Annotated in this window: 24 protein-coding genes and 1 pseudogene; 10 read left to right on the forward strand and 15 right to left on the reverse strand. The window is 71.3% G+C overall.

Going from position 1 to position 23,646, the window contains the following annotated elements:
- Positions 1 to 2: 2 nt before the first annotated feature.
- Positions 3 to 1,208 carry an ornithine--oxo-acid transaminase gene (gene rocD, locus AB0F18_RS22065; protein WP_362063206.1) on the reverse strand — a complete coding sequence of 402 codons (1,206 nt, stop codon included), beginning with the start codon at positions 1,206 to 1,208 and terminating at the stop codon, positions 3 to 5.
- A 243-nt stretch (positions 1,209 to 1,451) separates the two neighbouring features.
- Between rocD and glyA the strand changes: the two genes are divergently transcribed.
- The 4 genes from glyA to AB0F18_RS22085 all read left to right on the forward strand — a co-directional run bounded on the left by glyA (position 1,452) and on the right by AB0F18_RS22085 (position 5,725).
- A complete protein-coding gene (glyA, locus tag AB0F18_RS22070; RefSeq protein ID WP_362063208.1) occupies positions 1,452 to 2,720 on the forward strand; it encodes a serine hydroxymethyltransferase in 1,269 nt (422 codons plus the stop codon).
- A gap of 162 nt (positions 2,721 to 2,882) precedes the next feature.
- Positions 2,883 to 3,896 (forward strand): tryptophan--tRNA ligase, encoded by a 1,014-nt coding sequence (gene trpS / locus AB0F18_RS22075; RefSeq protein ID WP_362063210.1) that lies wholly within the window; start codon positions 2,883 to 2,885, stop codon positions 3,894 to 3,896.
- A 142-nt stretch (positions 3,897 to 4,038) separates the two neighbouring features.
- Entirely contained in the window at positions 4,039 to 4,623 is a 585-nt protein-coding gene (locus tag AB0F18_RS22080; protein ID WP_362063212.1) for a 2'-5' RNA ligase family protein, read from the forward strand.
- 166 nt (positions 4,624 to 4,789) lie between these two features.
- Positions 4,790 to 5,725 (forward strand): YihY/virulence factor BrkB family protein, encoded by a 936-nt coding sequence (locus AB0F18_RS22085; RefSeq protein WP_362063214.1) that lies wholly within the window; start codon positions 4,790 to 4,792, stop codon positions 5,723 to 5,725.
- Here AB0F18_RS22085 and AB0F18_RS22090 read toward each other — a convergent pair.
- Positions 5,682 to 6,938, reverse strand: a complete 1,257-nt coding sequence (locus AB0F18_RS22090; RefSeq protein ID WP_362063216.1) for a D-alanyl-D-alanine carboxypeptidase — start codon at positions 6,936 to 6,938, stop codon at positions 5,682 to 5,684. The genes AB0F18_RS22085 and AB0F18_RS22090 overlap by 44 nt on opposite strands.
- A 121-nt stretch (positions 6,939 to 7,059) precedes the next feature.
- Between AB0F18_RS22090 and AB0F18_RS22095 the strand changes: the two genes are divergently transcribed.
- From AB0F18_RS22095 to AB0F18_RS22105, 3 genes are all read left to right on the forward strand, one after another.
- Complete coding sequence (locus AB0F18_RS22095) at positions 7,060 to 7,302, forward strand: hypothetical protein (RefSeq protein ID WP_362063218.1); 243 nt, start codon at positions 7,060 to 7,062, stop codon at positions 7,300 to 7,302.
- Complete coding sequence (locus tag AB0F18_RS22100; RefSeq protein ID WP_362063220.1) at positions 7,299 to 8,618, forward strand: metallophosphoesterase; 1,320 nt, start codon at positions 7,299 to 7,301, stop codon at positions 8,616 to 8,618. The genes AB0F18_RS22095 and AB0F18_RS22100 overlap by 4 nt, the downstream gene beginning before the upstream one ends.
- 115 nt (positions 8,619 to 8,733) lie before the next feature.
- Positions 8,734 to 10,293: an ABC transporter substrate-binding protein gene (locus tag AB0F18_RS22105; RefSeq protein WP_362063222.1), complete on the forward strand. Its 1,560-nt coding sequence runs from the start codon at positions 8,734 to 8,736 to the stop codon at positions 10,291 to 10,293.
- Here AB0F18_RS22105 and AB0F18_RS22110 read toward each other — a convergent pair.
- Positions 10,280 to 10,810 carry a MarR family transcriptional regulator gene (locus AB0F18_RS22110; protein WP_362063224.1) on the reverse strand — a complete coding sequence of 177 codons (531 nt, stop codon included), beginning with the start codon at positions 10,808 to 10,810 and terminating at the stop codon, positions 10,280 to 10,282. The genes AB0F18_RS22105 and AB0F18_RS22110 overlap by 14 nt on opposite strands.
- Positions 10,811 to 10,919: 109 nt before the next feature.
- Here AB0F18_RS22110 and AB0F18_RS22115 point away from each other — a divergent pair, with 109 nt between their 5' ends.
- Positions 10,920 to 12,158, forward strand: coding sequence for an MFS transporter (locus AB0F18_RS22115; RefSeq protein WP_362063226.1), 1,239 nt, complete (start codon positions 10,920 to 10,922; stop codon positions 12,156 to 12,158).
- A gap of 31 nt (positions 12,159 to 12,189) precedes the next feature.
- Here the strand turns inward: AB0F18_RS22115 and AB0F18_RS22120 are convergent, their stop codons facing one another.
- The 12 genes from AB0F18_RS22120 to AB0F18_RS22175 all read right to left on the reverse strand — a co-directional run bounded on the left by AB0F18_RS22120 (position 12,190) and on the right by AB0F18_RS22175 (position 22,398).
- On the reverse strand, positions 12,190 to 12,924 hold the full coding sequence (locus tag AB0F18_RS22120; protein WP_362063228.1) for a TetR family transcriptional regulator: 735 nt from the start codon (positions 12,922 to 12,924) through the stop codon (positions 12,190 to 12,192).
- Positions 12,925 to 13,061: 137 nt separating this feature from the next.
- Positions 13,062 to 14,240, reverse strand: coding sequence for a serine hydrolase domain-containing protein (locus tag AB0F18_RS22125; protein WP_362063230.1), 1,179 nt, complete (start codon positions 14,238 to 14,240; stop codon positions 13,062 to 13,064).
- A gap of 137 nt (positions 14,241 to 14,377) precedes the next feature.
- Entirely contained in the window at positions 14,378 to 15,082 is a 705-nt protein-coding gene (locus AB0F18_RS22130) for a hypothetical protein (RefSeq protein WP_362063232.1), read from the reverse strand.
- Positions 15,027 to 15,758 (reverse strand): hypothetical protein, encoded by a 732-nt coding sequence (locus AB0F18_RS22135; RefSeq protein ID WP_362063234.1) that lies wholly within the window; start codon positions 15,756 to 15,758, stop codon positions 15,027 to 15,029. Before AB0F18_RS22135 ends, AB0F18_RS22130 begins: the two co-directional genes overlap by 56 nt.
- Positions 15,755 to 16,657 carry an ROK family protein gene (locus tag AB0F18_RS22140; RefSeq protein WP_362063236.1) on the reverse strand — a complete coding sequence of 301 codons (903 nt, stop codon included), beginning with the start codon at positions 16,655 to 16,657 and terminating at the stop codon, positions 15,755 to 15,757. Before AB0F18_RS22140 ends, AB0F18_RS22135 begins: the two co-directional genes overlap by 4 nt.
- 2 nt (positions 16,658 to 16,659) lie before the next feature.
- Positions 16,660 to 17,526: an inositol monophosphatase family protein gene (locus AB0F18_RS22145; RefSeq protein ID WP_362063238.1), complete on the reverse strand. Its 867-nt coding sequence runs from the start codon at positions 17,524 to 17,526 to the stop codon at positions 16,660 to 16,662.
- Complete coding sequence (locus AB0F18_RS22150; protein ID WP_362063240.1) at positions 17,523 to 18,095, reverse strand: DUF4254 domain-containing protein; 573 nt, start codon at positions 18,093 to 18,095, stop codon at positions 17,523 to 17,525. The genes AB0F18_RS22145 and AB0F18_RS22150 overlap by 4 nt, the downstream gene beginning before the upstream one ends.
- 124 nt (positions 18,096 to 18,219) lie before the next feature.
- On the reverse strand, positions 18,220 to 18,978 hold the full coding sequence (locus AB0F18_RS22155; RefSeq protein ID WP_007266035.1) for a succinate dehydrogenase iron-sulfur subunit: 759 nt from the start codon (positions 18,976 to 18,978) through the stop codon (positions 18,220 to 18,222).
- Positions 18,978 to 20,732 (reverse strand): succinate dehydrogenase flavoprotein subunit, encoded by a 1,755-nt coding sequence (gene sdhA, locus AB0F18_RS22160; RefSeq protein ID WP_358893552.1) that lies wholly within the window; start codon positions 20,730 to 20,732, stop codon positions 18,978 to 18,980. Before sdhA ends, AB0F18_RS22155 begins: the two co-directional genes overlap by 1 nt.
- 24 nt (positions 20,733 to 20,756) lie before the next feature.
- Positions 20,757 to 21,239 carry a succinate dehydrogenase hydrophobic membrane anchor subunit gene (locus tag AB0F18_RS22165; protein WP_362063242.1) on the reverse strand — a complete coding sequence of 161 codons (483 nt, stop codon included), beginning with the start codon at positions 21,237 to 21,239 and terminating at the stop codon, positions 20,757 to 20,759.
- A gap of 5 nt (positions 21,240 to 21,244) precedes the next feature.
- Positions 21,245 to 21,625: a succinate dehydrogenase, cytochrome b556 subunit gene (gene sdhC, locus AB0F18_RS22170; RefSeq protein ID WP_362063244.1), complete on the reverse strand. Its 381-nt coding sequence runs from the start codon at positions 21,623 to 21,625 to the stop codon at positions 21,245 to 21,247.
- Positions 21,626 to 21,777: 152 nt separating this feature from the next.
- On the reverse strand, positions 21,778 to 22,398 hold the full coding sequence (locus AB0F18_RS22175; protein ID WP_362063246.1) for a 2-oxo-4-hydroxy-4-carboxy-5-ureidoimidazoline decarboxylase: 621 nt from the start codon (positions 22,396 to 22,398) through the stop codon (positions 21,778 to 21,780).
- A 332-nt stretch (positions 22,399 to 22,730) separates the two neighbouring features.
- Between AB0F18_RS22175 and AB0F18_RS22180 the strand changes: the two genes are divergently transcribed.
- Both AB0F18_RS22180 and AB0F18_RS22185 read left to right on the forward strand, forming a co-directional pair.
- Entirely contained in the window at positions 22,731 to 23,450 is a 720-nt protein-coding gene (locus AB0F18_RS22180) for an RNA polymerase sigma factor (RefSeq protein ID WP_362063250.1), read from the forward strand.
- Positions 23,450 to 23,646, forward strand: a pseudogene (locus tag AB0F18_RS22185) (hypothetical protein); the annotation flags it as partial. The gene AB0F18_RS22180 and the pseudogene AB0F18_RS22185, both read left to right, overlap by 1 nt.

The raw sequence follows: 23,646 nt of genomic DNA on the forward strand, positions 1-23,646 counted from the left end.
GATCAGCCGGCGAGGACCTCCCGCAGCTGCTCCAGGCCCCAGTCCAGGTCCTCCTTGCTGATCACCAGCGGCGGTGCGATGCGGATCGTCGCCCCGTGCGTGTCCTTCACCAGGACCCCGCGCTCCATCAGCTTCTCGGACACCTCCCGGCCGGTGCCGTGCGAGGGCTCGATGTCGACGCCCGCCCACAGCCCGCGCCCGCGTACGGCCGTCACGGCGCCGCCGCCGGTCAGCAGGTTCAGCTCGCGGTGCAGGTGGTCGCCGAGTTCGGCGGCGCGCTGCTGGTACTCGCCGGTGCGCAGCATCGCGATCACCTCCAGCGCGACGGCGCAGGCGAGCGGGTTCCCGCCGAAGGTGGACCCGTGCTCGCCGGGCCGGAACACCCCGAGCACGTCACGGTCGGCGACCACGGCGGACACCGGCACCACACCGCCGCCGAGGGCCTTCCCGAGGACCCACACGTCGGGTACGACGCCCTCGTGCTCGCAGGCGAAGGTCTTCCCGGTGCGGCCCAGGCCCGACTGGATCTCGTCCGCCATGAACAGCACGTTCCGCTCGCGCGTCAGCTCCCGTACGCCCGCCAGGTATCCGGCCGGCGGGACCAGTACGCCCGCCTCGCCCTGGATCGGCTCCAGCAGCACGGCCACGGTGTTGGCGGTGACGGCGGCGTCGAGGGCGGTGAGGTCCCCGTACGGGACGATCTCGAATCCGGGGGTGTAGGGGCCGTAGTGGTCGCGGGCCTCGTGGTCGGTGGAAAAGGACACGATGGTCGTCGTCCGGCCGTGGAAGTTGTTCGCGGCGACGACGATCTTGGCCTGCCCGTCCGGGACGCCCTTGACCTCGTACCCCCACTTGCGGGCCGTCTTCACCGCCGTCTCCACGGCCTCCGCGCCCGTGTTCATGGGCAGCACCATCTCCTTGCCGCAGAGCGCGGCGAGTTCGGTGCAGAACTCGGCGAAACGGTCGTGGTGGAAGGCGCGGGAGGTGAGGGTGACCCGCTCCAGCTGGGCCTTGGCCGCGTCGATCAGACGCCGGTTGCCGTGGCCGAAGTTGAGCGCCGAGTACCCGGCGAGCATGTCGAGGTAGCGGCGGCCCTCCACGTCGGTCATCCACGCGCCCTCCGCCGACGTCACGACGACCGGGAGGGGATGGTAGTTGTGCGCGCTGTGCTCGTCGGCGGAGCGCATGGCCTCGGCTGTTCTCGACACGGGGTCTCCGATCGTCCGTCTGGCTGGTGACGCGGGTGACATGGGTGGCGTCCTTTGTATCGTCGCTCGGATCGTGGACGCGGAAACCTCCCGGGCGCCGCGCCCGCTAAGGTGTTCGGTACGCACGGCGACTGGCGTACGGGGAACCAACTCCGGGGGAGTCGTGCGCGGACGACCGCACACAGGGCCGCTCGCCTGGGCCTCGCGGGGACGAGACCTGACATCGACCCCGGAGGAGCCGCGATGACCGCGCACCGCCAGCCCGCCCTGCTCGCCACCGACCCCGAGCTCGCCTCGCTCGTCTCCGCCGAGGAGACCCTCCAGGCGGAGACGCTGCGCCTGATCCCCAGCGAGAACTACGTGTCCGCCGCGGTCCTGGAGGCCTCCGGCACGGTCCTGCAGAACAAGTACAGCGAGGGCTACCCGGGCCGCCGCTACTACGAGGGCCAGCAGAACATCGACCGCGTCGAGGCGCTGGCCGTCGAGCGGGCCAAGGGCCTGTTCGGGGTGGACCACGCGAACGTCCAGCCGTACTCCGGCTCCCCGGCCAACCTGGCCGTGTACCTGGCCTTCGCCAAGCCGGGCGACACGGTGATGGGCATGGCCCTGCCGATGGGCGGGCACCTGACGCACGGCTGGGGCGTCTCGGCGACGGGCTCCTGGTTCCGCGGCGTCCAGTACGGCGTGCGCGCCGAGGACGGCCTGATCGACTACGACGCGGTGCGCGACCTCGCGCTGGCCGAGCGCCCGAAGATCCTTTTCTGCGGCGGCACGGCCTTGCCGCGCACGATCGACTTCGAGGCGTTCGCGTCGATCGCGAAGGAGGCGGGCTCGATCCTGGTCGCGGACGTGGCCCACATCGCCGGCCTGATCGCGGGCGGCGCGCACCCCTCGCCGGTGCCGCACGTGGACGTGGTCTCCACCACGACCCACAAGACCCTGCGCGGGCCGCGCGGCGCGATGCTGATGTGCAAGGAGGAGCACGCGAAGGCCATCGACAAGGCGGTCTTCCCGGGCCTCCAGGGCGGCCCGCACAACCAGACGACGGCGGGCATCGCGGTGGCCCTCCACGAGGCGGCCCAGCCGTCCTTCACGGCGTACGCCCACGCGGTCGTCGCCAACGCGAAGGCGCTGGCCGCGGCGCTGCTGGAGCGGGGCTTCGACCTCGTCTCGGGCGGCACCGACAACCACCTGATCCTGATGGACCTCACCTCGCGGGGGGTCCCGGGGAAGATCGCGGCGAAGGCGCTGGACCGGGCGGGGATCGTGGTCAACTACAACACGGTGCCGTTCGACACGCGCAAGCCGTTCGACCCGTCGGGGATCCGGATCGGTACGCCGTCGCTGACGTCGCGGGGGCTGTCGGCGGAGCACATGCCGGTGGTCGCGGACTGGATCTCGCGGGCCGTCGACGCCGCCGCCACGTCCGACGAGCAGGCCCTGACCCGCATCCGCGCGGAGGTCGCCGCCCTCCTCACCGCCTACCCGGCCCCGGGCCTGCCCCTGTCCTGACCGGCGGTCCGGTACCGCTGCGCGCCCGGTGCGCTCAAACGCCGCGCGGGCTGGAATTTCGCTGCGCGAAATCCAGCCCCGCCGGCGTTTGAGGCGCGGGGTCCGGGGCGGAGCCCTGGGGAACGGGCCCGAGTCCGCCCCCGCACCTGAGAGAATGGCGGCATGGCTTCTGATCGTCCCCGCGCGCTCTCCGGTATCCAGCCCACCTCCGGCTCGTTCCACCTCGGGAACTACCTCGGAGCGATCCGCCAGTACGTCGCCCTCCAGGAGACGCACGACGCCTTCTACATGGTCGTCGACCTGCACGCGATCACCATGCCGCAGGATCCGAAGGACCTCCGCGCGAACACCCGCCTCTCCGCCGCGCAGCTCCTCGCCGCCGGCCTGGACCCCGAGCGCTGCACGCTCTTCGTCCAGAGCCACGTCCCGGAGCACGCCCAGCTCGCCTGGGTCATGAACTGCATCACCGGCTTCGGCGAGGCCAGCCGGATGACCCAGTTCAAGGACAAGTCCGCCAAGGGCGGGGTCAACAGCGCCAGCGTCGGCCTGTTCACCTACCCGATCCTCCAGGTCGCCGACATCCTGCTCTACCAGGCGAACGCCGTCCCCGTCGGCGAGGACCAGCGCCAGCACGTGGAGCTGACCCGCGACCTCGCCGAGCGTTTCAACCACCGCTTCGGCCAGACGTTCACCCTGCCCGCCGCGCACATCGTCAAGCAGGTCGCGAAGATCTACGACCTCCAGGACCCGGCGATCAAGATGTCGAAGTCCGCGTCCTCCCCCAAGGGCCTGATCAGCCTCCTCGACGAGCCCAAGGCCACCGAGAAGAAGATCAAGAGCGCGGTCACCGACACCGAGGCCGAGATCCGCTTCGACGCCGAGAAGAAGCCCGGCGTCAGCAACCTGCTCACGATCTACTCCACCCTGACGGGGGAGAGCATCCCGGCCCTGGAGGCCGCGTACGAGGGCAAGGGCTACGGCGCGCTCAAGACCGACCTCGCCGCTGTGATGGTCGACTTCGTCACACCCTTCCGCCGGCGCACGCAGGAGTTCCTGGACGACCTGGAGACCCTGGACGCCGTGCTGGCCAAGGGCGCGGAGAAGGCCCGGGCGGTCGCCGCGGAGACCCTGGCGCAGGCCTACGACCGCATCGGGTTCGTGCCCGCCAAGCACTGACGCACCGGGGCCCCTGGCGGCCGAGGGGGTGCTGGCGCCACACTGAGGCGGCGGCACCCGATGCGAGGGCATCGGCCCGACCGCGTCGGTGCGACCACATCGACGCGACCACACACCAGTACACGCGCGCGGAGGAGATCACGTGGGGACCGTAACGCTCGGCGTTTCGATCGCGGTCCCGGAGCCGTACGGCAGCCAGCTCCAGCAGCTGCGCGCCGGCTTCGGGGACGCCGCCGCGCACGGCATCCCCACGCACGTCACCCTCGTACCGCCCACCGAGGTGGAGGCCGGCCGGCTGCCGGAGATCCGCGCGCACCTCGCGGAGGTCGCGCGGACCTTCCCCGCCTTCCCGATGCGCCTGGAGGGGACGGGAACCTTCCGGCCCCTCTCGCCGGTCGTCTTCGTCCGGCTCGCCGAGGGCGCCGAGGGCTGCACCGGCCTCCAGGGCCGGGTCCGCGATCCCGGGGGCCCGCTCAGCCGCGAGCTGGCGTTCCCGTACCACCCGCACGTCACGGTCGCCCACGGGATCTCCGAGGAGGCGATGGACCGGGCCTTCACCGAGCTCGCCGACTACGCCGCGGGCTGGCAGTGCGAGGGCTTCGCGCTCTACGAGCAGGGCTCGGACGGGGTCTGGCGCAAACTCCGCGAGTACCCCTTCGGTACCGCCGCGACCGCCGTCCCCGCACAGTCGGGCCCCGCCGCCGACACCGCGATACGACGCTCCTGACGCGACGGCCGCAGGCTCCGGCACGCGCGGAAGGCGTGGAACCGGAGCCTTCGCAGGACCAGGGCGTGGAACGGTCGGGGTGCAGGGCGAAAAGTCACAATCGACGACCGTAGTGCCCGAAAGCGGCAATACCGGCTATTTCCGGCAGCTCATTTACGGTGGCCCCATGGACTGGCTGAAGAAACTCCCCGTGATCGGACCGCTCGTGTCCGCCGCGATGCGGACCCACGCCTGGCGTTCGTACGAGCGGCTCGACCGCGTGCACTGGTCCCGGCTCGCCGCGGCGATCACCTTCATCAGCTTCCTCGCGCTCTTCCCCCTGATCACCGTCGCCGCCGCCGTCGGCGCCGGGGCGCTCAGCCAGGACCAGCTGGACCGGCTCCAGCACACCCTCTCCGAGCAGGTCCCCGGCGTCTCCGACCAGCTCGACATCGCCGGCCTCGTCGCCAACGCCGGCACGATCGGCCTCGTCGCCGGCGCGCTCCTCCTCTTCACCGGCATCGGCTGGGTCGGCTCGATGCGCGACTGCCTGCGCGCCGTGTGGGAGGAGGACGACGAGGACCAGGGCAACCCGTTCGTCCGCAAGGGCAAGGACGCCCTGGTCCTGCTCGGCCTCGGCGGAGCGGCCCTGGGCTCGGCCGCCGCGTCGATCATCGGGTCCACCGCGGTCGGCAAGATCGCGGAGCTCATCGGCATCCCGCGCGACGGCGCGGGCGGAGCGCTGCTGCGGGCCGGGGCCTTCCTCGTCGGCGTCCTGGCGGCCTTCCTGCTCCTGCTCTACCTGCTGAGCCTGCTGCCCGGCGTCGAACCGCAGCGCGCCCGCCTGCTCCAGGCCGCACTGATCGGCGCGGCCGGCTTCGAACTCCTGAAACTGCTGCTCAGCGGCTACATAAGGGAGGTCGCCGGCAAGAGCATGTACGGGGCCTTCGGCGTGCCGATCGCCCTGCTGCTGTGGATCAACTTCACGGCGAAGCTGCTCCTGTTCTGCGCCGCCTGGACCGCGACCCGGGACGACGAGGGCGAGCAGGAGGAAGCGGAAGAGCCGAAGGCGACAGACCCTAGCCGCCCTGGCCGCGGCGGCCGCGCGGCCAGCGGCGGTTGACCACGAAGGCCCCGCCCGCCACCACGGCCAGCGCCCCGCCCGCGATGCCGAGCGCCGTGCCCAGCCCGCCGCCCCCGGAGGGCGGGCCGGCCGCCACCGGGACGTTCTCGTGGGTCTTGGCGGGCGAGCCGTAGGGCTTGGTGTCCGCGCTCTTCGGCGGCACCAGCAGGCCGACCGGCTTGACCTTCCCGACCGCCGCGAAGCCCCAGTCGAAGAGGTCGGCGGTCTCCTCGTAGACCGAGTTGAGCCCGCCGTGGTCCGGGTTCATCACCGTGACCAGCAGCTTCTTGTCCCCGCGCTGGGCCGCGCCGGTGAAGGTCGAGCCGGCCATGGTGGTGTTGCCGTTCTTCACCCCGGCGATGCCCTTGTACGGGGTGATGCCGCCGGCGCCGGTCATCAGCCGGTTGGTGTTCTGGATCTCGAAGAACTCGCGCGGCCTGCCGGCCTCCTGACGGCCCGGGAACTTGGCCTCGACGGTGCCGCAGTACTCGCGGAAGTCCTGCTTCTGCAGCCCGGAGCGGGCGATGAGGGTGAGGTCGTACGCGCTCGACACCTGCTCCGGGGCGTCGTACCCGTCGGGCGACACCACGTGCGTGTCCAGGGCCTGGAGCTCCTCGGCGTGCGCCTGCATGTCCTTGACGGTCTTCTCGACGCCGCCGTTCATGGCCGAAAGTACGTGCACCGCGTCGTTCCCGGAGCGCAGGAACACCCCCAGCCACAGGTCGTGGACGCTGTAGTCGTGGTCCTCCTTGACCCCGACCAGGCTGCTGCCCGGGCCGACGCCGTCCATGTCCTGGTCGGTGACGTGGTGCACCTGGTCCTTGGGGAGGGTGGGCAGCACGGTGTCGGCGAAGAGCATCTTCAGGGTCGAGGCCGGGGGCAGCCGCCAGTGGGCGTTGTGCGCGGCGAGGACCTCGCCGGTCTCGGCGTCCGCCACGATCCAGGACCGGCCGCTGAGGTTCGCCGGCAGCGCGGGCGCGCCGGGCAGCGGGTTCACCTGGGTGCCGGGCTGCCCGAGCCGGGGGCCGCCCACGGTGGACATCGACGGGGGCGGGGCGGGTGCCGCCGGGGCCTGGGCGGGCTTCCCCTTCCCGTCCGCCGGCGGGGGCGGTGTCGGCGCGGCGTACGCGGGCGCGGCCGGGGGCACGACGAGCATCGCCGGAACCAGCAGCGCGGCGGAAAGGACCGTCAGTGCGGTCTTCTTGGCAGACACGCAGGTGAACGTACATCCCGATGGGCTGCCCGGCGTCGCGGACCGGCCAACCGGGGCGAACCACCCCCGGTACGGCCCACCCCGGCGCGTCCGTCCTGGGGACGAATCCGATACTGGGGACATGAAACTCAGCCGTACCGCGTCCTGGTTCCTCGCAGCGTTCGGAGCTTGGTCCTGGGTGATCTGGTCCACGTTCGTCAAGAACCTCTTCAATGACGCCAGCGGTCTGGCTTTCGATGACGGGCGGCCCACGGCCTACTTCTGGGTCCACCTCCTCCTTGCCGTGACGTCCTTCCTCCTGGGGACGGCCGTCGGTGTGATCGGGCTGCGCAGCGTCCTCGCCTTGCGGCGTGCATCACGATGACCGTGTTTGTGGTGATTGTGGGGGTCGTCGCGGTCCTCGCGCTGCTGGGGCTGGTCCATCGGTGGCTGTGGGTGCGGCTGGTCCGCGACACGACCCGCCCGGGCGGGCCCGCGCGGCGCGCCGGGACGGTCCTGGCGTTCGCGCTGCCGCTGCTGTCCCTGGCCGCCCTGACCGCCGGCCGCGCAGGCGCCCCGTTCTGGCTCCAGCGACTGGTGGCCTGGCCCGGCTTCATGTGGCTCGCGGTCCTGCTGTACCTGACGCTGGCGATGCTGGTGGCGGAACCCGTCCGCCGCCTGTGGCTGCGCCGGCTGAACCGGACCGTCCCCGCCGGGCCGGGCCCGGCCCCGATCGGCGTGCCCGACACCCCGGCGGGCAGGGGCACGGCCCCGCGGGGCCCGGCCGCCACAGCAGCCCGGGCCGCACCGGAAGCCGACACCGCGGAAGCCCCTGCGGCCCCGGCCGGGCAGGGAGCCGGCGACGGGCCGGCCGGGGTGACCCGGCGGGTGTTCGTCGCGCGGACGCTCGGCGGGGCCGCCGTCGCCGCGGCGGGCGTGACCGTCGGGAACGGGACCTACGGGGTGCTGCGCGGTCCGCGCGTCAAGCGGGTGCAGGTGCCCCTGGCCCACCTGCCCCGCGCCGCGCACGGCTTCCGGATCGCCGTCGTCAGCGACGTCCACCTCGGCCCGGTCCTCGGCCGCGCCCACACCCGGCGCATCGTCGACACCGTCAACCGCACCCAGCCCGACCTCATCGCGATCGTCGGGGACCTCGTCGACGGCAACGTCCACGACCTCGGCCCCGCCGCCGAACCCCTCCGGCAGCTCCGGGCCCGCCACGGGAGCTTCTTCGTCACCGGCAACCACGAGTACTTCTCCGGCGCCCGGCAGTGGGTCGACCACGTCCGCGAACTCGGTCTGACCCCCCTGGAGAACGCCCGCCGCGAGCTGCCCCACTTCGACCTCGCCGGGGTCAACGACGTCCAGGGTGAGAAGGAGGGCGAGGGGCCCGACTTCCAGGCCGCGCTCGGCGACCGCGACCGCTCCCGCACCTCCGTGCTCCTCGCCCACCAGCCGGTCGTCATCCACGACGCCGTCCGCCACGGCGTGGACCTCCAGCTCTCCGGACACACCCACGGCGGCCAGCTCTGGCCCGGCAACTACCTCGCCGAACTCGCCAACCCGACGGTCGCGGGCCTGGAGCGGTACGGGGACACCCAGCTCTACGTGTCCCGCGGAGCGGGCGCCTGGGGGCCGCCGGTACGGGTCGGAGCCCCGTCCGACATCACGGTCGTCGAACTCGCCTCATACCAGTCCTGACCAGTCCCGACCGGGCATCGCGACCCTTCCCGTGGCTGGTTTTCCGTGATTGGGTACCCCCCGGGGGGTCGTCCGATAGTCGGATTGCCGAGTTCGTACAGCGGGGGTTCAGGGGATGGGGTCTGTCCGCTCCAAGGTGATCGCGGCCGGGCTGGTCCTCGCCGCAGCGGGTGGCGTGGCGGCCTGGCAGCTGCTGCCGGCCGGCGACGAGGGCCGCGGCGCGATCCGGGTCGGGACCACCGACCACGTCTCCGCCCTGGACCCGGCCGGTGCCTACGACGCCGGCTCCTGGGCCCTGTTCAGCAACGTCTACCAGTCGCTGCTGACCATCAAGCCCGGCTCCGACACCCCGGTCCCGGACGCCGCGTCCGCCTGCAAGTTCGTCGGGCAGAAGCTGACCACCTACCAGTGCGACCTGCGCCCCGACCTGACCTTCACGGGCGGGCGGCAGGTCACCGCCGAGGACGTGAAGTTCTCCTTCGACCGCATCAAGCAGATCAACTCCGACCAGGGCCCGGCCCCGCTCTTCAACACCCTGGAGTCGGTCAAGGCCGAGGGCCGCACGGTCACCTTCAACCTCTCCGCCCCCGACGCCACCTTCCCGTTCAAGATCGCGACGGGCGCCGCGTCCATCGTGGACAAGGAGCGGTATCCGGCCAAGGCGCTGCGCGCGGACGGCAAGGCCGACGGCACGGGCCCGTTCGTCCTGACCGGCTACAAGGCCCGTACGAGCGCCGACCTCAAGCCCAACCCGGCCTACAAGGGCCAGGCCAAGCCCGCCGAGTCCGCGATCACCGTCCGCTACTTCAAGGACTCCGCCCAGCTGGACCAGGCCTGGCGGGACCACCAGATCGAGGTCGCGCACCGCGACATGCCGCCGACGGTGCTCGCGGGCCTCAACCCGGGCCTGAAGGACACCCGCTACCAGGCCTCCGGCGGTACGGAGACCCGTCACATCGTCTTCAACGTCCGCCCCGGCTCGACGGTGCAGAAGCCGGCGGTGCGCCAGGCCATGGCCGCCGCGCTGGACCGGTCCAAGATCGCCGGCGATGTCTACAAGGGCACGGTCACCCCGCTCTACTCCCTCGTCCCGGCGGGGATCGCCGGTCACAGCACGCCGTTCTTCGACACCTACCCCTCGCCCAACGGCGCGACCGCCCGCAAGCTCCTCACGGACGCGGGGGTCGCCGCGCCGGTCTCCGTCACCCTCGGGGTCAACGTGCGCGGCGCGAACGTGGCCGAGGCCGAGGAGATCAAGCGGCAGCTGGAGGCGACCGGCCTGTTCCAGCTGACGATCAAGCCGGTCGAGGCGTGGGAGGACTTCCAGAAGGCCTACGCCGCGGGTCAGTTCGACGCCTACACGCTCGGCTGGATCGCCGACTTCCCGGACGCGGACAACTTCCTCGCCCCGCTGGTCGGCAAGGACGCCAGCATGAACGACGGCTTCTCCGACAAGACCATCGAGGAGCTCATCACCCGGACCCAGTCCTTCCAGAACCGGGCCGAGGCCGCCAACGACTTCCACGAGCTCCAGCGGGTGGTCTCCCAGCAGATCCCGCTGCTGCCGATCTGGCAGAAGAAGGACTACGTCCTCTCCCGCGAGTCCGTCACCGGCCTCCAGTACCTCTCCGACGGCACGGGCGTCTGGCGCCTGTGGGAGCTCAACTGGCTGTAGGCGGCGCGAGGGTGTCCCCGTGGGCCAGGAGGAGGGTGTGCAGGGAGGCGGCCAGGGTTTCGCACTCCGTGCGGTCCAGGGGGGCCAGCAGGCGGGCGTAGTGCCTGAGGTGCTCCTCCATGACCGAGTCGCACAGGGCGTGGCCCGCGTCCGTCAGGCGGATCCGGACCGAGCGGCGGTCCGCCTCGTCGCGGACCCGTTCGACCAGCCCCTTGGCCTCCAGGCGGTCGATCCGGTTGGTGATCGCGCCCGAGGTCACCATGGCGGCCGGGAGCAGCGCGCCGGCGGTCAGCGCGTACGGGGGGCCTGACCGGCGCAGGGTGGCCAGGACGTCGAACTCGCCCAGCTCCAGGCCGTGCTCGGCGGTGAAGGCCTTGAGGTGCTTGTCGATGATCCGGTTCATGCGCTGGATCCGGGCCAGCACCTCGACGGGCCACAGCGCCTCCGTGAGGTCCGGGCGCTCCTTCTCCCACTGGCCGACGACCGCGGCCACCATGTCCTTCTCCGCACGCTCCATGCGGCGAGAATACCTCAACGTTAAGACACTTGACGTTGAAGGGATCTCGGTGTTTTTATCTCAACGTTGAGATTGTCAAGGTTGAGACGTGAAGGGGAGTGGGTCATCCATGACGGTCACCGCCACCAGGAGCAGCACCGGGAGGCCCGCGCCGACGACGGACGACGCCGCACCGGGCCCCGTCCCGGTCCTCTGGCTCGCCCTGCTCGCCACCCCCATCGCCGCCGGGGCCAACGCGCCGGTGCTGATCCTCCCCGACATGGCCCGCTCCCTCGGGGTCGCGAACGGCACCGCCGCCTGGCTGCTCACCGCCTTCGGCTGGGCCATGGCCGTCGGCACCCCGCTGATCGCCGGACTCCTGCGCCGCCGCGGCCTGGCCGCCGTCCTCCGCCTGGCCACCGTCCTCGTACTGGCCGGCACCCTCCTCGTCGCCGCCTCCCCCTGGCTCCCGCTCACCCTCCTCGGCCGCTGCGCCCAGGCCGCGGGCGGCGCCGGGCTGGTGGCGGCGGCCATGAGCCTCGCCGGGAACGCCCGCCGGATGGGCGTCATCAGCGCCGGCTTCGGCATGCTCGGCGCATCCGGCCCGCTGCTCGGCCGGGCCCTCGCGGACGGCGCCTCCTGGCGGCTCGCGCTCGCCGTCCAGGCGGTCTCCCTGCTGGCGGTGCCCGTCGTCCTGCGCCGCGCCGGGACCCCGGCCCCGGCCCCCGCCGGCCGCTTCGACGCGCGCGGTGCCGCCCTGCTGACCGGGCTCGCCACCGCCCTGGTGCTGCTGCCGACCCAGCCCCTCGCCGCCCTGGGCGCCGCCCTCGTCGCCGCCGTACTGCTCGCCCTGCACGTACGCCGCCGCCCCGACGGGTTCGTGCCCGCCGCGCTGCTGCGCCGGCCCGTCTTCGTGGTCTCGGCGCTGCTCGCGCTGGCCCTGTCGGCCTCCTACTTCACCCTGCTGTTCTCGGTGCCCCGGCTGCTCGCCGACCGGGCCGGCTGGGACGCGGCCTCCGCCGGGGCCTGGCAGCTGGCCGCGCTGCTCGCCGGGTCCGCCCTGTCCTGGCTGCTCGCCGCCGCCTCGGCCCGGATGGGCCGCGGGGCCGTCCGTACGGTGCTGGTCGCGGCCGGAGCCGCCGCCGCGCTCACCGGGGTCCTCGCCGGCTCCGGACCGCTGCTGGTGGTGGCCACCGGGGTCGGCGTGTTCACGGCCAGCGCCGCCAACGCCGTCCTGTCGACCCACGCCGTCGCCGCCGCCCCCGACGAGGCCCACCGGCCCAGCGCCATCGGCCTGTTCACCCTCTGCTACCAGCTCGGCGGCGCCTTCGGCCCGGCGGTCGCCACCCTCCTGGTCCTCGGGGCCTGAGGCACGGCGACGGGCCGGAGGGGCTGCCCTCTCAGCCCTCGTCGGAGCTCGGGCCGGACGCCCGCTTCCCGCTCCTGGCCGCCGCCGTCTGGGCCATGCCCGGCAGGAAGTCCGCGAACAGCTCGTGCAACTCCCGCACCAGCGGCCGCAGCACCCGGAACCGCGCCAGGACGATGCCCCGCGTGGTCAGCTGCGCCCCGCGCTCGGCGAGCCGCCGGGACTTCTCGCTCTCCGGGGAGCGGTCGAAGACCCAGTACAGGACCAGGCCCATCTGCGAGAGCCACATCAACTCCGGCAGTACGTCGGCCAGCTCGGCCGGCACCTTGGTCTTCGCCCCGGCGAGCACCTCGCGGTGGATGCTGATGGCCGCCTGGCGCGCCGGTTCCGATTCCGCGGAGAACGGGCTGAGCGGACTCTGCGGGTCCGCTGCGTTCTTGAAGAACTGCGAGGCGAACTCGTGGTACGGCGCCGCGATGTCGAGCCAGCTCGTCAGCACTCCGGAGAGCCGCGTCTGGAGATCGGTCTCCTGGTCCAGGATCGGCCGGACCGCCGCCTGGTGGGCGGCGCTGATCCGGTCGTAGAACCCCTGGACCAGATGTTCCTTCGACTCGAAGTAGTAGTACGCGTTGCCGACCGAGACCCCCGCCTCCTTGGCGATGGCCCGCATCGTCGTCTTGTCGAACCCGCGTTCCTGGAACAGCCGGAGCGCGGTTTCGAGGATGAGCGTGCGGGTCTGCTCGCTCTTGGGAGCCTTCTGATCTGTCACGGTGTCCGACCTTATCGGGGCGCGGAGCAGGACTCGTCACAGGCCGCTTCCCCAACCTCCGCTTCGGACTTGGTCCGTACCGCGACGCCGGCTGCTGCGCCATGGCTCAGGCCCCGGCGCCGGCACGTAGGACCGGATCAGCGCAGCTTCAGCGGGTGGTCCGGGGCGAGGTGGTTCGCGAGGGCGACCAGGACGTCCGTGCTCGCGTTCTGGACCGTGCTGCCCCGGCCCTGCGTCGCCACCGTCGCGATCGCGAGCTTCTTCGACGGCAAGTAGGCCACGGTCGCCGCGTACCCGGCGAAGGAGGGGTTCTGCAGGATCCACCCGTCCTGTACGACCAGCCCCAGGGCGTACGAGGTGCCGGGCGCGATCGTGGAGACCGGGGCGAGCTGCGCCCGGTGGGACTCCGGGCTCAGCAGCCGGCCCTCGCCGATCGAGGCGAAGGACTTCGCCATGTCCGCCAGCGTGGACGTCATCACCGCGCCCGGCGCGAGGGTCCACGACGGGTCCCAGTACGTGGAGTCCTCGAACACCTTGCGCTCGTTGTCGAAGGCGTGCAGGACCGGGGCGGGGATCTCGGCGGTGGACGGGTTGGAGGTCCCGGTCAGCCCCAGCGGCTCGATGATCTCCTCCCGCATCACCTCGGCCAGCGGCCGGCCCCGCACCTTCCCGATGATGTCGCCCAGGATCTGCCAGTTGGCGTGCGAGTAGGCGAAGCCGGAGCCCGGAGCCCGTACCAGGGGCTTGTCCACGGAGATCCGGATGAGCGCCTCCGGGGTCCAGCGGCGGAACGGGTTCTCGTACAGGGCGGCGATGAACTTCGGGTCCCGGACGTAGTCGGCGTAGCCGGAGGTGGTGGAGGCCAGCATCCGCAGCGTGATCGCGTCCGCGTGCGGCAGGTCGGGGCGCCAGCGGGAGACGCTGTCGTCGAGCGAGACCCTGCCCTCGTCGACGAGCTTGAGCAGCAGGGTCGTCAGGTAGGGGATCGCGACGGCGCCGTTGCGGAAGCGCATGTCCGGCGTGGCGGGGACGCCCGTCATGGACTCCCCGGCGGTGGCGGCGGCCACCCGTTCGCCGCCGGTCCACACCTCGGCCATGGACGCGGTGAGCTTGTACTTGGCCAGCGACTCCCCGACCTGCCGCCGGGCGAAAGCGGCGGCGTCCTCGGGGAGACACGTACCGCCCCGGGAGACCTGCCCGGACGGACAGTCCCGCTCGTCGCCCTCGGCCGTGGGGGTCCCGCAGCCGGACAGCAGGCAGGCCCCGAGGACCAGCGGGACCAGCAACGGCGCGGGCTTCACGGAACGACGGCGCACGGGTGCCTCCCAGCAGCTCGCAGCGGTTCCCCTCCCGTCCTCGGAGGCTAGCCCCACACCCACCCCCCGGCCCGCCCGAGGCGGCCGCGGGAGTGACGGCCGGGGCAATGCCCGAGGCCCGCACCGGCTATGCCCCGTCACTCCGGAGCGGGAGGCGTACGCACCAGACTGTGGTCGAGGGCGTCGAGATCGGGTTCATCGAGCGTGCCCACGCCCTTGGTCTCCTCGGCCAGGAACATGATCAGGACCGCTGCTGCGACACCGAGGACAGAGACCCCCAGACCGAACCGTGAACGCCAGCCGGCCAGGTTGCCGCCCAGCCAGAAGTAGAGGCCGGCCGACCCGACACCCGGCAGCACGAACACGAGCCAGCGAACCTTGTCCAGCGTGTAGGCGAAGGGATGGCCCCCGCGGGCCCGGCTGCCCTTGTAGACCTCCCACTGCCATACGTGCATGGACACCAGTGAGGCGAGCTTGCGGCGCAGATGGTTGTTGATGTATCCCGCCAGGCGCAGGATGCGAATGGTGCGATCCGAGTACAGACCCGCGAGCATGGCGAAGAGCGGAGGGAAGTACAGCAGTACCGAGCGGATGTTCTCCGCCTTCGGGCCGGAATCGTTGAACAGTGGCTGAGCCAGAGCGGCCATGGCCGCCGACACCATGAAGGCGAAGTTCATGATCTGCTTCTGGTGGTCCTGGTAGCGGCCTATCTCCTCGCGCAGCACCTCGTACTCGGCTATCAGCGCGGCGCCGATGAGCTCCAGCTCAGCGCCACTGTGGGCGGTGTCACCCGGACGCGTCGGCGTGTTCGGCTGACGGCTCTGCGGGACTTCCTGACTCAACCCTTCCCCCTGTGGTCTTTGTGCCGCCTGCGGCGGCGGTCGCGATCTCCAGTTCGGCCATGGCGCTGTCGGCACCCGAGGCCAGCGCTTCCTCCCACCGCTCCTGTGTGGACGCTGAGAACGTCATCGTCCGGATGCCCCGGGCGCGCAGTTCCGCGCACAGTCCCGGCTCCAGGAACCGGCTCTGCATGACCACCCAGCCGGATCCGGCCTCGGTGGCCATGGCTGCGACGTCCATCGGCAAACCGGCGAACAGGACCCCGCACGCGGCCGTTCCCCACCGGGCCGAGACCAGCCGCACCACGCGGTGGTTGAAACCGATGGCCCGTGTGTTCCCGGGCCGAGGCACCTGCGCGAGGACGGCGGCCGCAGTGCGTGCCTCTTCGCCGGGGCCGGCCTTCAGGTCCATGACGACGGGCAGGCCGAGCGCCCCGAGCGTGGCCAACCCCGTCTCGACGGGCGGGAACACGGCCGGGTCCAGGGCCTCGGCCGGCGTCTCGGCGACGGTCCGCAGCGCGGTCTCCTTGGCGAGGTGCGCCGCGCACGGCAGGACCACGGCGATCCCGTCCTGCGTGCACGCGACGTCCACCTCGGCCGCGCAGCCCGTGCCGCGCAGCACCGCGGCATCGTCGAGGCACACGTCGTGGACGACGACTTCCCGCACGAGTCCCGTCACGGACGCGCCGTGACGGCCCGCGCACCGAATGCCGGGGACTTCCCGGCGGCCAGACCCAGGTGACCGGCACCCACCAGCCCGGCGCGGTCACCGAGCCGGGCGGTCACCACGTGCGGAACGGACAGCCCGGTGGTCTGTCCGCTGAGCACCTCGTGCAGCCGGGCCTTGACGCCCTCCCGGAACCACGCGTTGTGCAGCCACACGCCGCCGCCGACCGCGACGGAGTGTGGATCACACAGTCCTGCGACGAAGCCGATCACCAGCGCAGCCGCTTCCACCGCGTCCTGACAGGCCGCGTCGCACTCCGGGCCTTCCCTACGATCCTCGCCGACGAAGGGAGCGAGGGCCTTGCCCCCCGCTCGCTGGTTGACGGTACGGCCGTCGGGCGGCAGCGGAAGCGCCGAGATCAGTCCGAGCGATCCGTGCGCCCCGAGGTCCAGCCGTCGCCCTTGGACCAGGGCGACACCCACACCGGTACCGAAGTTGACGAACGCGACGCGGTCCTCCTCGCCGTGGCCGCCGTATACGGCTTCGCCGAGGCCCTGAGCACTGACGTCGTTGACCACGCTGACCGGCAGCCCCAGCCGGTCGGACAGCTGCGCTGCCATGTCGTAGTCCCGCAGGTAGGGGAGGCTGCCGCTGCTGAGTACCGTGCCCGTTGCCGGGTCCACCGCGCCGGTCGAGCCGACCCCGACCCCCGTGATCGGGCCCGGCCCCGGCTCCTCAAGGGCGGAGCGCAAGTGCTCCACACCCTTCACGACGGCCTCGGTGATGTCCGAGGACGAGGTGAAGTCCCTGGAGTCCACCTCCTGTACGTGTGAGGTCCTTCCCTGTTCGTCGGCCAAGGCCACACGCAGACGCGTCTTGCCGAAGTCCACGGCGACGGCGTACTCGCTCATGTTCATCCCTCCACTCGGGCCACGGGCGTGATTCCGTGGCTGACGCACCACTCGCCGAGCCAGCGGGTGAACTCCTCCCCGGCCGACAACAGGAAGCCGGTCCGACTGCCGCTGACGTCGTGGAGCTCCGTTACTTGGCCGCCCGCCTCGCACGCGAACAGCATGGCGGCCGAACGGGTCCAGCCGCCACTGCTCTCCAGGCTGACGACGGCGTCCAGTTGGCCCTGCGCCAGGAGCACCGCCTCCAGTGCCTGACTGACGACGATGCGCACGCCCTGGGTGTGGTCCAGCAGGTGGTCGATCAGGCGCAGCGTGGCGGCGCGGGCGCCCTTGCTCATCTTCGGGGTCAGCATCACCGAGATCAGCGACGCGTCGATCGGCCGGGCAATGGTGTGGACCGGTTCGGCGAGGCCGGTATCCGTCGCGCAGCCGCTCGGTGTGACGGTGTGACGGACCGTGCCCCCACCGGCGACCGCCGTCACCAGCCGACCGTGTTCGACATCGAGGACAACGGCGAGTTCGGTGCGGTCCCCCTGTTCGAGGGTCACGCACACGGAGTACCAGGGAAGCCCCCTTGCGAAGTTGACGGTGCCGTCGACGGGGTCGAGCCGCCAGCGCCATCGCGGGCCGTCAGGGAGCACGGGTGACGAGGCGGCGTGGTCGGGGGCAGCGCCGGGCAGGTCTTCGGCGTACACGGCCGCGTCAGCGCGCACGGTGGTCAGACGGTCGGCCAGGAAGCGGCCCAGTGCCCGGTCGGTCTCGGTCACCAGGTCCCGGACGCCCTTGGTCTCGGCGGTCCGGTCCGGGCTGCGCAGGTACCGGTCTGCGGCCTCCAGCAGTACACGGCGTACGTTTTCGGCTTCGCTCATGCCGGCCGCTCCTCTGCGGGGCCGTAGAACTTCATGATTCCCCGCGGTGGGAGGGCGGCCTGCCCCCGGACCATCGCCGTCACGGTCAGTTCCAGGGAGCGAGCCAGGTGACGGGACTTGCGGCCGGCGAAGTCACGGGCCTCGCGGTCAGCCGCGTACTCCTCTTTGAGGAGCAGGATGCAGATCCGGTCGGTGAGTTCGCCGACGGTCTCGGAGAGGTGGAGGGACGGAGAACCGCCCGACGAAGGCCGATCGAGTTGCAGTTGCTGGGCCAACTGATCAATTCGGTTGATCTGGCTCGTGCGGATCGCGTTCGACCGGTCGATCATCTGCTTGGTCCGGGCCAGCTGCGCCATGCCGGTTGCCGGGTCGTGGGAGACGTCTTCCAGTTTCCACTGTTCCCGGTTCTGTCGGAGCAGGGCCTCCGCGGCGTTGAGCAGTTCGCCCAGGATTCGTCCTGCCGCGCCGGGCGCGTGGCGTGCTGCATCTTCCAGCGCACTGCTGAGTAGTGCTCGCAGGCGTGACGCGCCCGCCCCCATCGTGCCGTGCTCGTGTAAGGAGTCAGTCACAAAGCGCAAGAATAGGGGCCGGTCGGTTCGGCGAACAGCCCGAGGGGACAGCCCGGGCACGGGCGAGGCCCCGTACCCGGATCGTCTCCGGGCACGGGGCCTCACGGCGTCAAAGAGAACGGAATCAGAAGCGGCGCGTGATCAGGGCGCGCTTGACTTCCTGGATCGCCTTCGTGACCTCGATGCCACGGGGGCACGCGTCGGTGCAGTTGAAGGTCGTGCGGCAGCGCCACACGCCGTCCTTGTCGTTCAGGATCTCCAGCCGCTGCTCGCCGGCCTCGTCACGCGAGTCGAAGATGAAGCGGTGGGCGTTGACGATCGCCGCCGGGCCGAAGTACTGGCCGTCGTTCCAGAACACCGGGCACGAGGACGTGCACGCGGCGCACAGGATGCACTTGGTGGTGTCGTCGAAGCGCTCGCGGTCCTCGGCGGACTGCAGGCGCTCGCGCGTCGGCTCGTTGCCCTTGGTGACCAGGAACGGCATGACGTCCCGGTACGCCTGGAAGAAGGGCTCCATGTCGACCACGAGGTCCTTCATCACCGTGAGGCCCTTGATGGCCTCGACCGTGATGGGCTTCTCCGGGTTGATGTCCTTGATCAGCGTCTTGCAGGCGAGCCTGTTCTTGCCGTTGATCCGCATCGCGTCGGAGCCGCAGATGCCGTGCGCGCACGAGCGGCGGAAGGTCAGCGTGCCGTCGAGGTCCCACTTGATCTTGTGGAGACCGTCGAGCACGCGCTCCTTCGGGTCGATCTCGATCTGGAAGTCCTGCCACTCCGCCTCGGCCGAGACCTCGGGGTTGTAGCGGCGGATCCGGAACGTGACCGTGATGTACGGCGAGGCGGCGGCCGCCGCCTCCATCTTGTCCAGGGTCGGGGTGGCCATCAGTACTTACGCTCCATCGGCTGGTAGCGGGTGACGACGACGGGCTTGTAGTCCAGGCGGACGGAGTCCTTGCCGTCGGCGCCGACCTCGCGGTACGCCATGGTGTGGCGCATGAAGTTGACGTCGTCGCGGTTCGGGTAGTCCTCGCGGTAGTGACCGCCGCGGGACTCCTTGCGCGCCAGGGCGGACACGGCCATGACCTCGGCCAGGTCGAGCAGGTTGCCCAGCTCGATGGCCTCCAGCAGGTCCGTGTTGAACCGCTTGCCCTTGTCCTGGACGGACACGTTCTTGTAGCGCTCGCGCAGCTCCGCGATCTTCTCGACCGCGGTCTTGATGGTCTGCTCCGTACGGAACACCATCACGCACGCGTCCATCGTCTCCTGGAGCTCCAGGCGCAGGTCGGCGACCCGCTCGGTGCCCGTGGAGTTGCGCAGGTGCTCGACCAGGTCGGCGACCTGCTGCGCCGGGTTCTCCGGCAGCTCGACGTAGTCGTTCTCGGCGGCGTACTTGGCCGCGGCGATGCCGGAGCGCTTGCCGAAGACGTTGATGTCGAGCAGCGAGTTGGTGCCCAGGCGGTTGGCGCCGTGCACCGACACGCACGCGACCTCGCCGGCCGCGTACAGGCCGGGGACGACGGTGGTGTTGTCCGCCAGGACCTCACCCTCGACGTTGGTCGGGATGCCGCCCATGGCGTAGTGCGCGGTGGGCTGGATCGGGATCGGGTCCGTGTACGGCTCGATACCGAGGTAGGTGCGCGCGAACTCCGTGATGTCCGGGAGCTTCGCGTCCAGCTGCTCCGGCGGGAGGTGCGTCAGGTCCAGGTACACGTGGTCGCCGGCGGGACCGCAGCCGCGGCCCTCGCGGATCTCCGTGTAGATGGAGCGCGAGACGACGTCACGGGACGCGAGGTCCTTCATGACCGGCGCGTACTTCTCCATGAAGCGCTCGCCGTCCTTGTTGCGGAGGATGCCGCCCTCACCGCGGGCGCCCTCCGTCAGCAGGATGCCCATGCGCCAGATGCCCGTCGGGTGGAACTGGAAGAACTCCATGTCCTCCAGCGGCAGGCCGCGGCGGTAGCAGGCCGCCTGGCCGTCACCCGTCAGGGTGTGCGCGTTGGAGGTCACCTTGAAGAACTTGCCGGTGCCGCCCGAGGCGTAGATGACCGCCTTGGCCTGGAAGACGTGGATCTCGCCGGTGGCGAGCTCGTACGCGACCACACCCGCGGACTTCTTCACTCCGTCGACCTCGACCAGCAGCTGGTCCAGGACGTAGAACTCGTTGAAGAACTCCACGCCCTCCTTGACGCAGTTCTGGTACAGCGTCTGGAGGATCATGTGGCCGGTGCGGTCCGCGGCGTAGCAGGACCGGCGGACCGGGGCCTCGCCGTGGTTGCGGGAGTGACCGCCGAAGCGGCGCTGGTCGATGGTGCCGTCCGGGGTGCGGTTGAACGGCAGGCCCATCTTCTCCAGGTCGAGGACCGCGTCGATGGCCTCCTTCGCCAGGATCTCGGCGGCGTCCTGGTCGACCAGGTAGTCACCGCCCTTGACCGTGTCGAAGGTGTGCCACTCCCAGTTGTCGTCCTCCACGTTGGCCAGCGCGGCGGCCATGCCGCCCTGCGCGGCGCCCGTGTGGGAGCGGGTGGGGTAGAGCTTCGTCAGCACGGCGGTGCGGCTGCGCTTCGTCGCCTCGATGGCGGCGCGCATGCCCGCGCCACCGGCGCCGACGATCACGGTGTCGTACTTGTGGATCTTCATTGGATTTCGCCTCAGCCCCGTTGCCTAGCGGATGTTCGGGTCGAAGGTGAAGATCACCAGCGTGCCCAGAAGGATGGTGAACACCGTGGCGGTGTAGAGCAGGCCCTTCAGCCACAGCCGCGTGTTGGCGCGCTCCGCGTAGTCGTTGATGACGGTACGCAGACCGTTCGCGCCGTGCAGCATGGCCAGCCACAGCATCAGCAGGTCCCAGACCTGCCAGAACGGGGAAGCCCAGCGGCCGGCCACGAACGCGAAGCCGACCTTCGAGACGCCGCCGTCCAGCACCAGCTGGATCAGCAGGTGGCCGATGACCAGGACGACCAGCACGATGCCCGAGAGGCGCATGAAGAGCCACGCGGCCATCTCGAAGTTGCCGCGGGTCGAGCGCGGGGTCTTGCCGGTCCGCTTGCGCGGGGCCTCGATGTAGGGCGCCGGGTTGTCGGTGTCGTAGAGGGACACGCCCTCGACGTCGCCGATCGCCTGGGCGGAAGAAGTGTCAGAAGACATGCGTGTCACTCCCCGAACAGAACGCGGTAGGCGTGGCCGAGGACGGGGTACAGGGCCCCGGCCATCAGCGCGATCCAGACGCCCACGACGCTCCAGAGCATCTGCTTCTGGTAGCGGGGGCCCTTGGACCAGAAGTCCACGGCGATGACACGGAGACCGTTGAGCGCGTGGAAGAGGATGGCGGCCACGAGGCCGTACTCCAGCAGCGCGACGATCGGAGTCTTGTAGGTAGCCACGACATCGTCGTACGCCTCAGGGGAGACGCGAACGAGTGCGGTGTCGAGGACGTGTACGAACAGGAAGAAGAAAATGAGGACGCCGGTGACTCGATGAGCCACCCAGGACCACATTCCTTCCCGGCCGCGGTACAACGTTCCAGCCGGCACGGAAAACCCTCCGGAAGCGGGGCGGGGGCCAGCCGGCTTCTTTGTCGGTCGGGCCCGGCCGGGTACGGTCCACCGGCCCCGGACATCGTAGCGACGCTTCGTCGGTTCCCTCGCGCGGGGTCCACTGGTGTGATCAAACAGGCACGGACGGCCTATCCCACAGGGGCAAATAGCCCGAAATCAGCCGCAGACAGACCATCGTCGGGGCCCCGGCGACCCGCTCCCGCCAGCCGGCCGAGCAGTCGCAGCAGCCGCGAGCGGGCGACCATCCGCAGTTCGTCGGCCGCGATCGAGCGCTCCTCGTCGATCTCGTGACCCATCCTCCGGCGGATCGCGGCCAGCAGCTGGCTTATCTGCTCCTCCGGCGGATGGCCGTCCAGGCAGATCACGAAGGCGTGCCCGAAGGTCCGCTCGTACTCCGCCCGGGCCGCGTCCAGCGCCACCAGCGCGGCGTAGGGCGCCCCCTGGCCCAGTTCCGCCGAGGTCTCCCGGGCCAGGGCCTCGGCGAGGTCGCCCTGGGACATGTCGTACGCGGCCTCGTCGGACGCCGCCAGCAGGGAGGCGGTGTCCGGGTACGGGCGGTGGTCGGCCACCCGCTGGGCCCAGCGGACGCTGCCGCAGCAGTGCAGCAGGGCCGTGCGGGCGTGCTCGGGCGACAGCGAGTTGAACCGCGCCAGCCCGGCGTCCGGAGTGGAGACCGGGCCGCGGACCTGTGCCGGAAGGGGGCTGGACAGCGGGGGTCTCCTCGGGGCGCGGCGCGGGTGTACCGCCACGCTAGCGATCCCGGAGAGGGGGTGCCGTATGCATAAGGGGATTTCACTCGGAAGTGAGCCGAAAGGATGACACCCGGGCCGGTGTGAACCGGCCGAAGAGAGGGGAGGGCGACCGAGGCCGCCACCCCCCACAGGAGAGGCCCCGGTCGCCATCCGTCACGGGCTCGTGCGACAAGCCCGTATCTGTGTCAGCGTCCGGAGTGCGTTTTCTGTCACACCTCGCTCCGCGCAGGGTTGGTTGCTGGTTGTACAACGCGTGGACGAGAGGCGCGTGAAGGCCGTAACGTGCGGATTTGCGCCACACGTACAGGACGTTGAACGGGTTGGGGACTTTGCTGGGGGACGACGCGGAGCTGACCGCCGCGGTGCTCGCGGCACAGGACGGCGACGAAAGCGCGTTCCGGACTGTGTACCGCGCCGTGCACCCACGCCTGCTCGGATACGTACGGACGCTCGTCGGGGACGGCGACGCCGAGGACGTCACCTCCGAGGCCTGGCTGCAGATCGCCCGCGACCTGGCCACCTTCACCGGCGACGCCGACCGCTTCCGCGGCTGGGCCGCCCGCATCGCCCGCAACCGGGCCCTCGACCACATCCGCATGCGCGGCCGCCGGCCCGCCGTCGGCGGGGACGAGACCGAGCTGACCGGCCGGGCCGCGGACTCCGACACCTACATCGAGGCCATGGAGGCCCTGTCCACCGGCCGCACCATGGCGCTGATCGCCCAGCTCCCGCAGGACCAGGCCGAGGCCGTCGTCCTGCGGGTGGTGGTCGGCCTCGACGCGAAGACCGCGGCCGAGACCCTGGGCAAGCGGCCCGGCGCCGTCCGCACGGCGGCGCACCGCGGCCTGAAGAAGCTCGCCGAACTGCTGGGCGCCGAGTCCGGCCCCGCCGGCGAGGACCGCCCCCGTGCGCGGGTCGGCCATAATGCCGGAGACCCGGCGCGGGACCGGGACCTCGACGCCGTACCGGCGCAGCGGGCGCGGGCCAACGACCTCGTGGAACGAACCGGTGTGACGCATTCACGTTGGCGGACGCAGAAGGACATGTGATGGCCGACGAGCACAAGGCGTGGCTGGACGGAGCCACGGCGGAAGAGCTGCTGCGCGGACGGGCCGCCGGCCCGGTCGGGCCCGGGGCCGACCCGCGCGCCCGGGCCGAGGCGGACCGGCTGCGCGCCGCCCTCGACGCCCTGACCCCGCCCCCCGCCGCGGGCGAACTGCCCGGCGAGGCCGCGGCGCTGGCCGC

This window comes from Streptomyces sp. NPDC029216, from assembly GCF_040648015.1.
GTDB lineage: Bacteria > Actinomycetota > Actinomycetes > Streptomycetales > Streptomycetaceae > Streptomyces.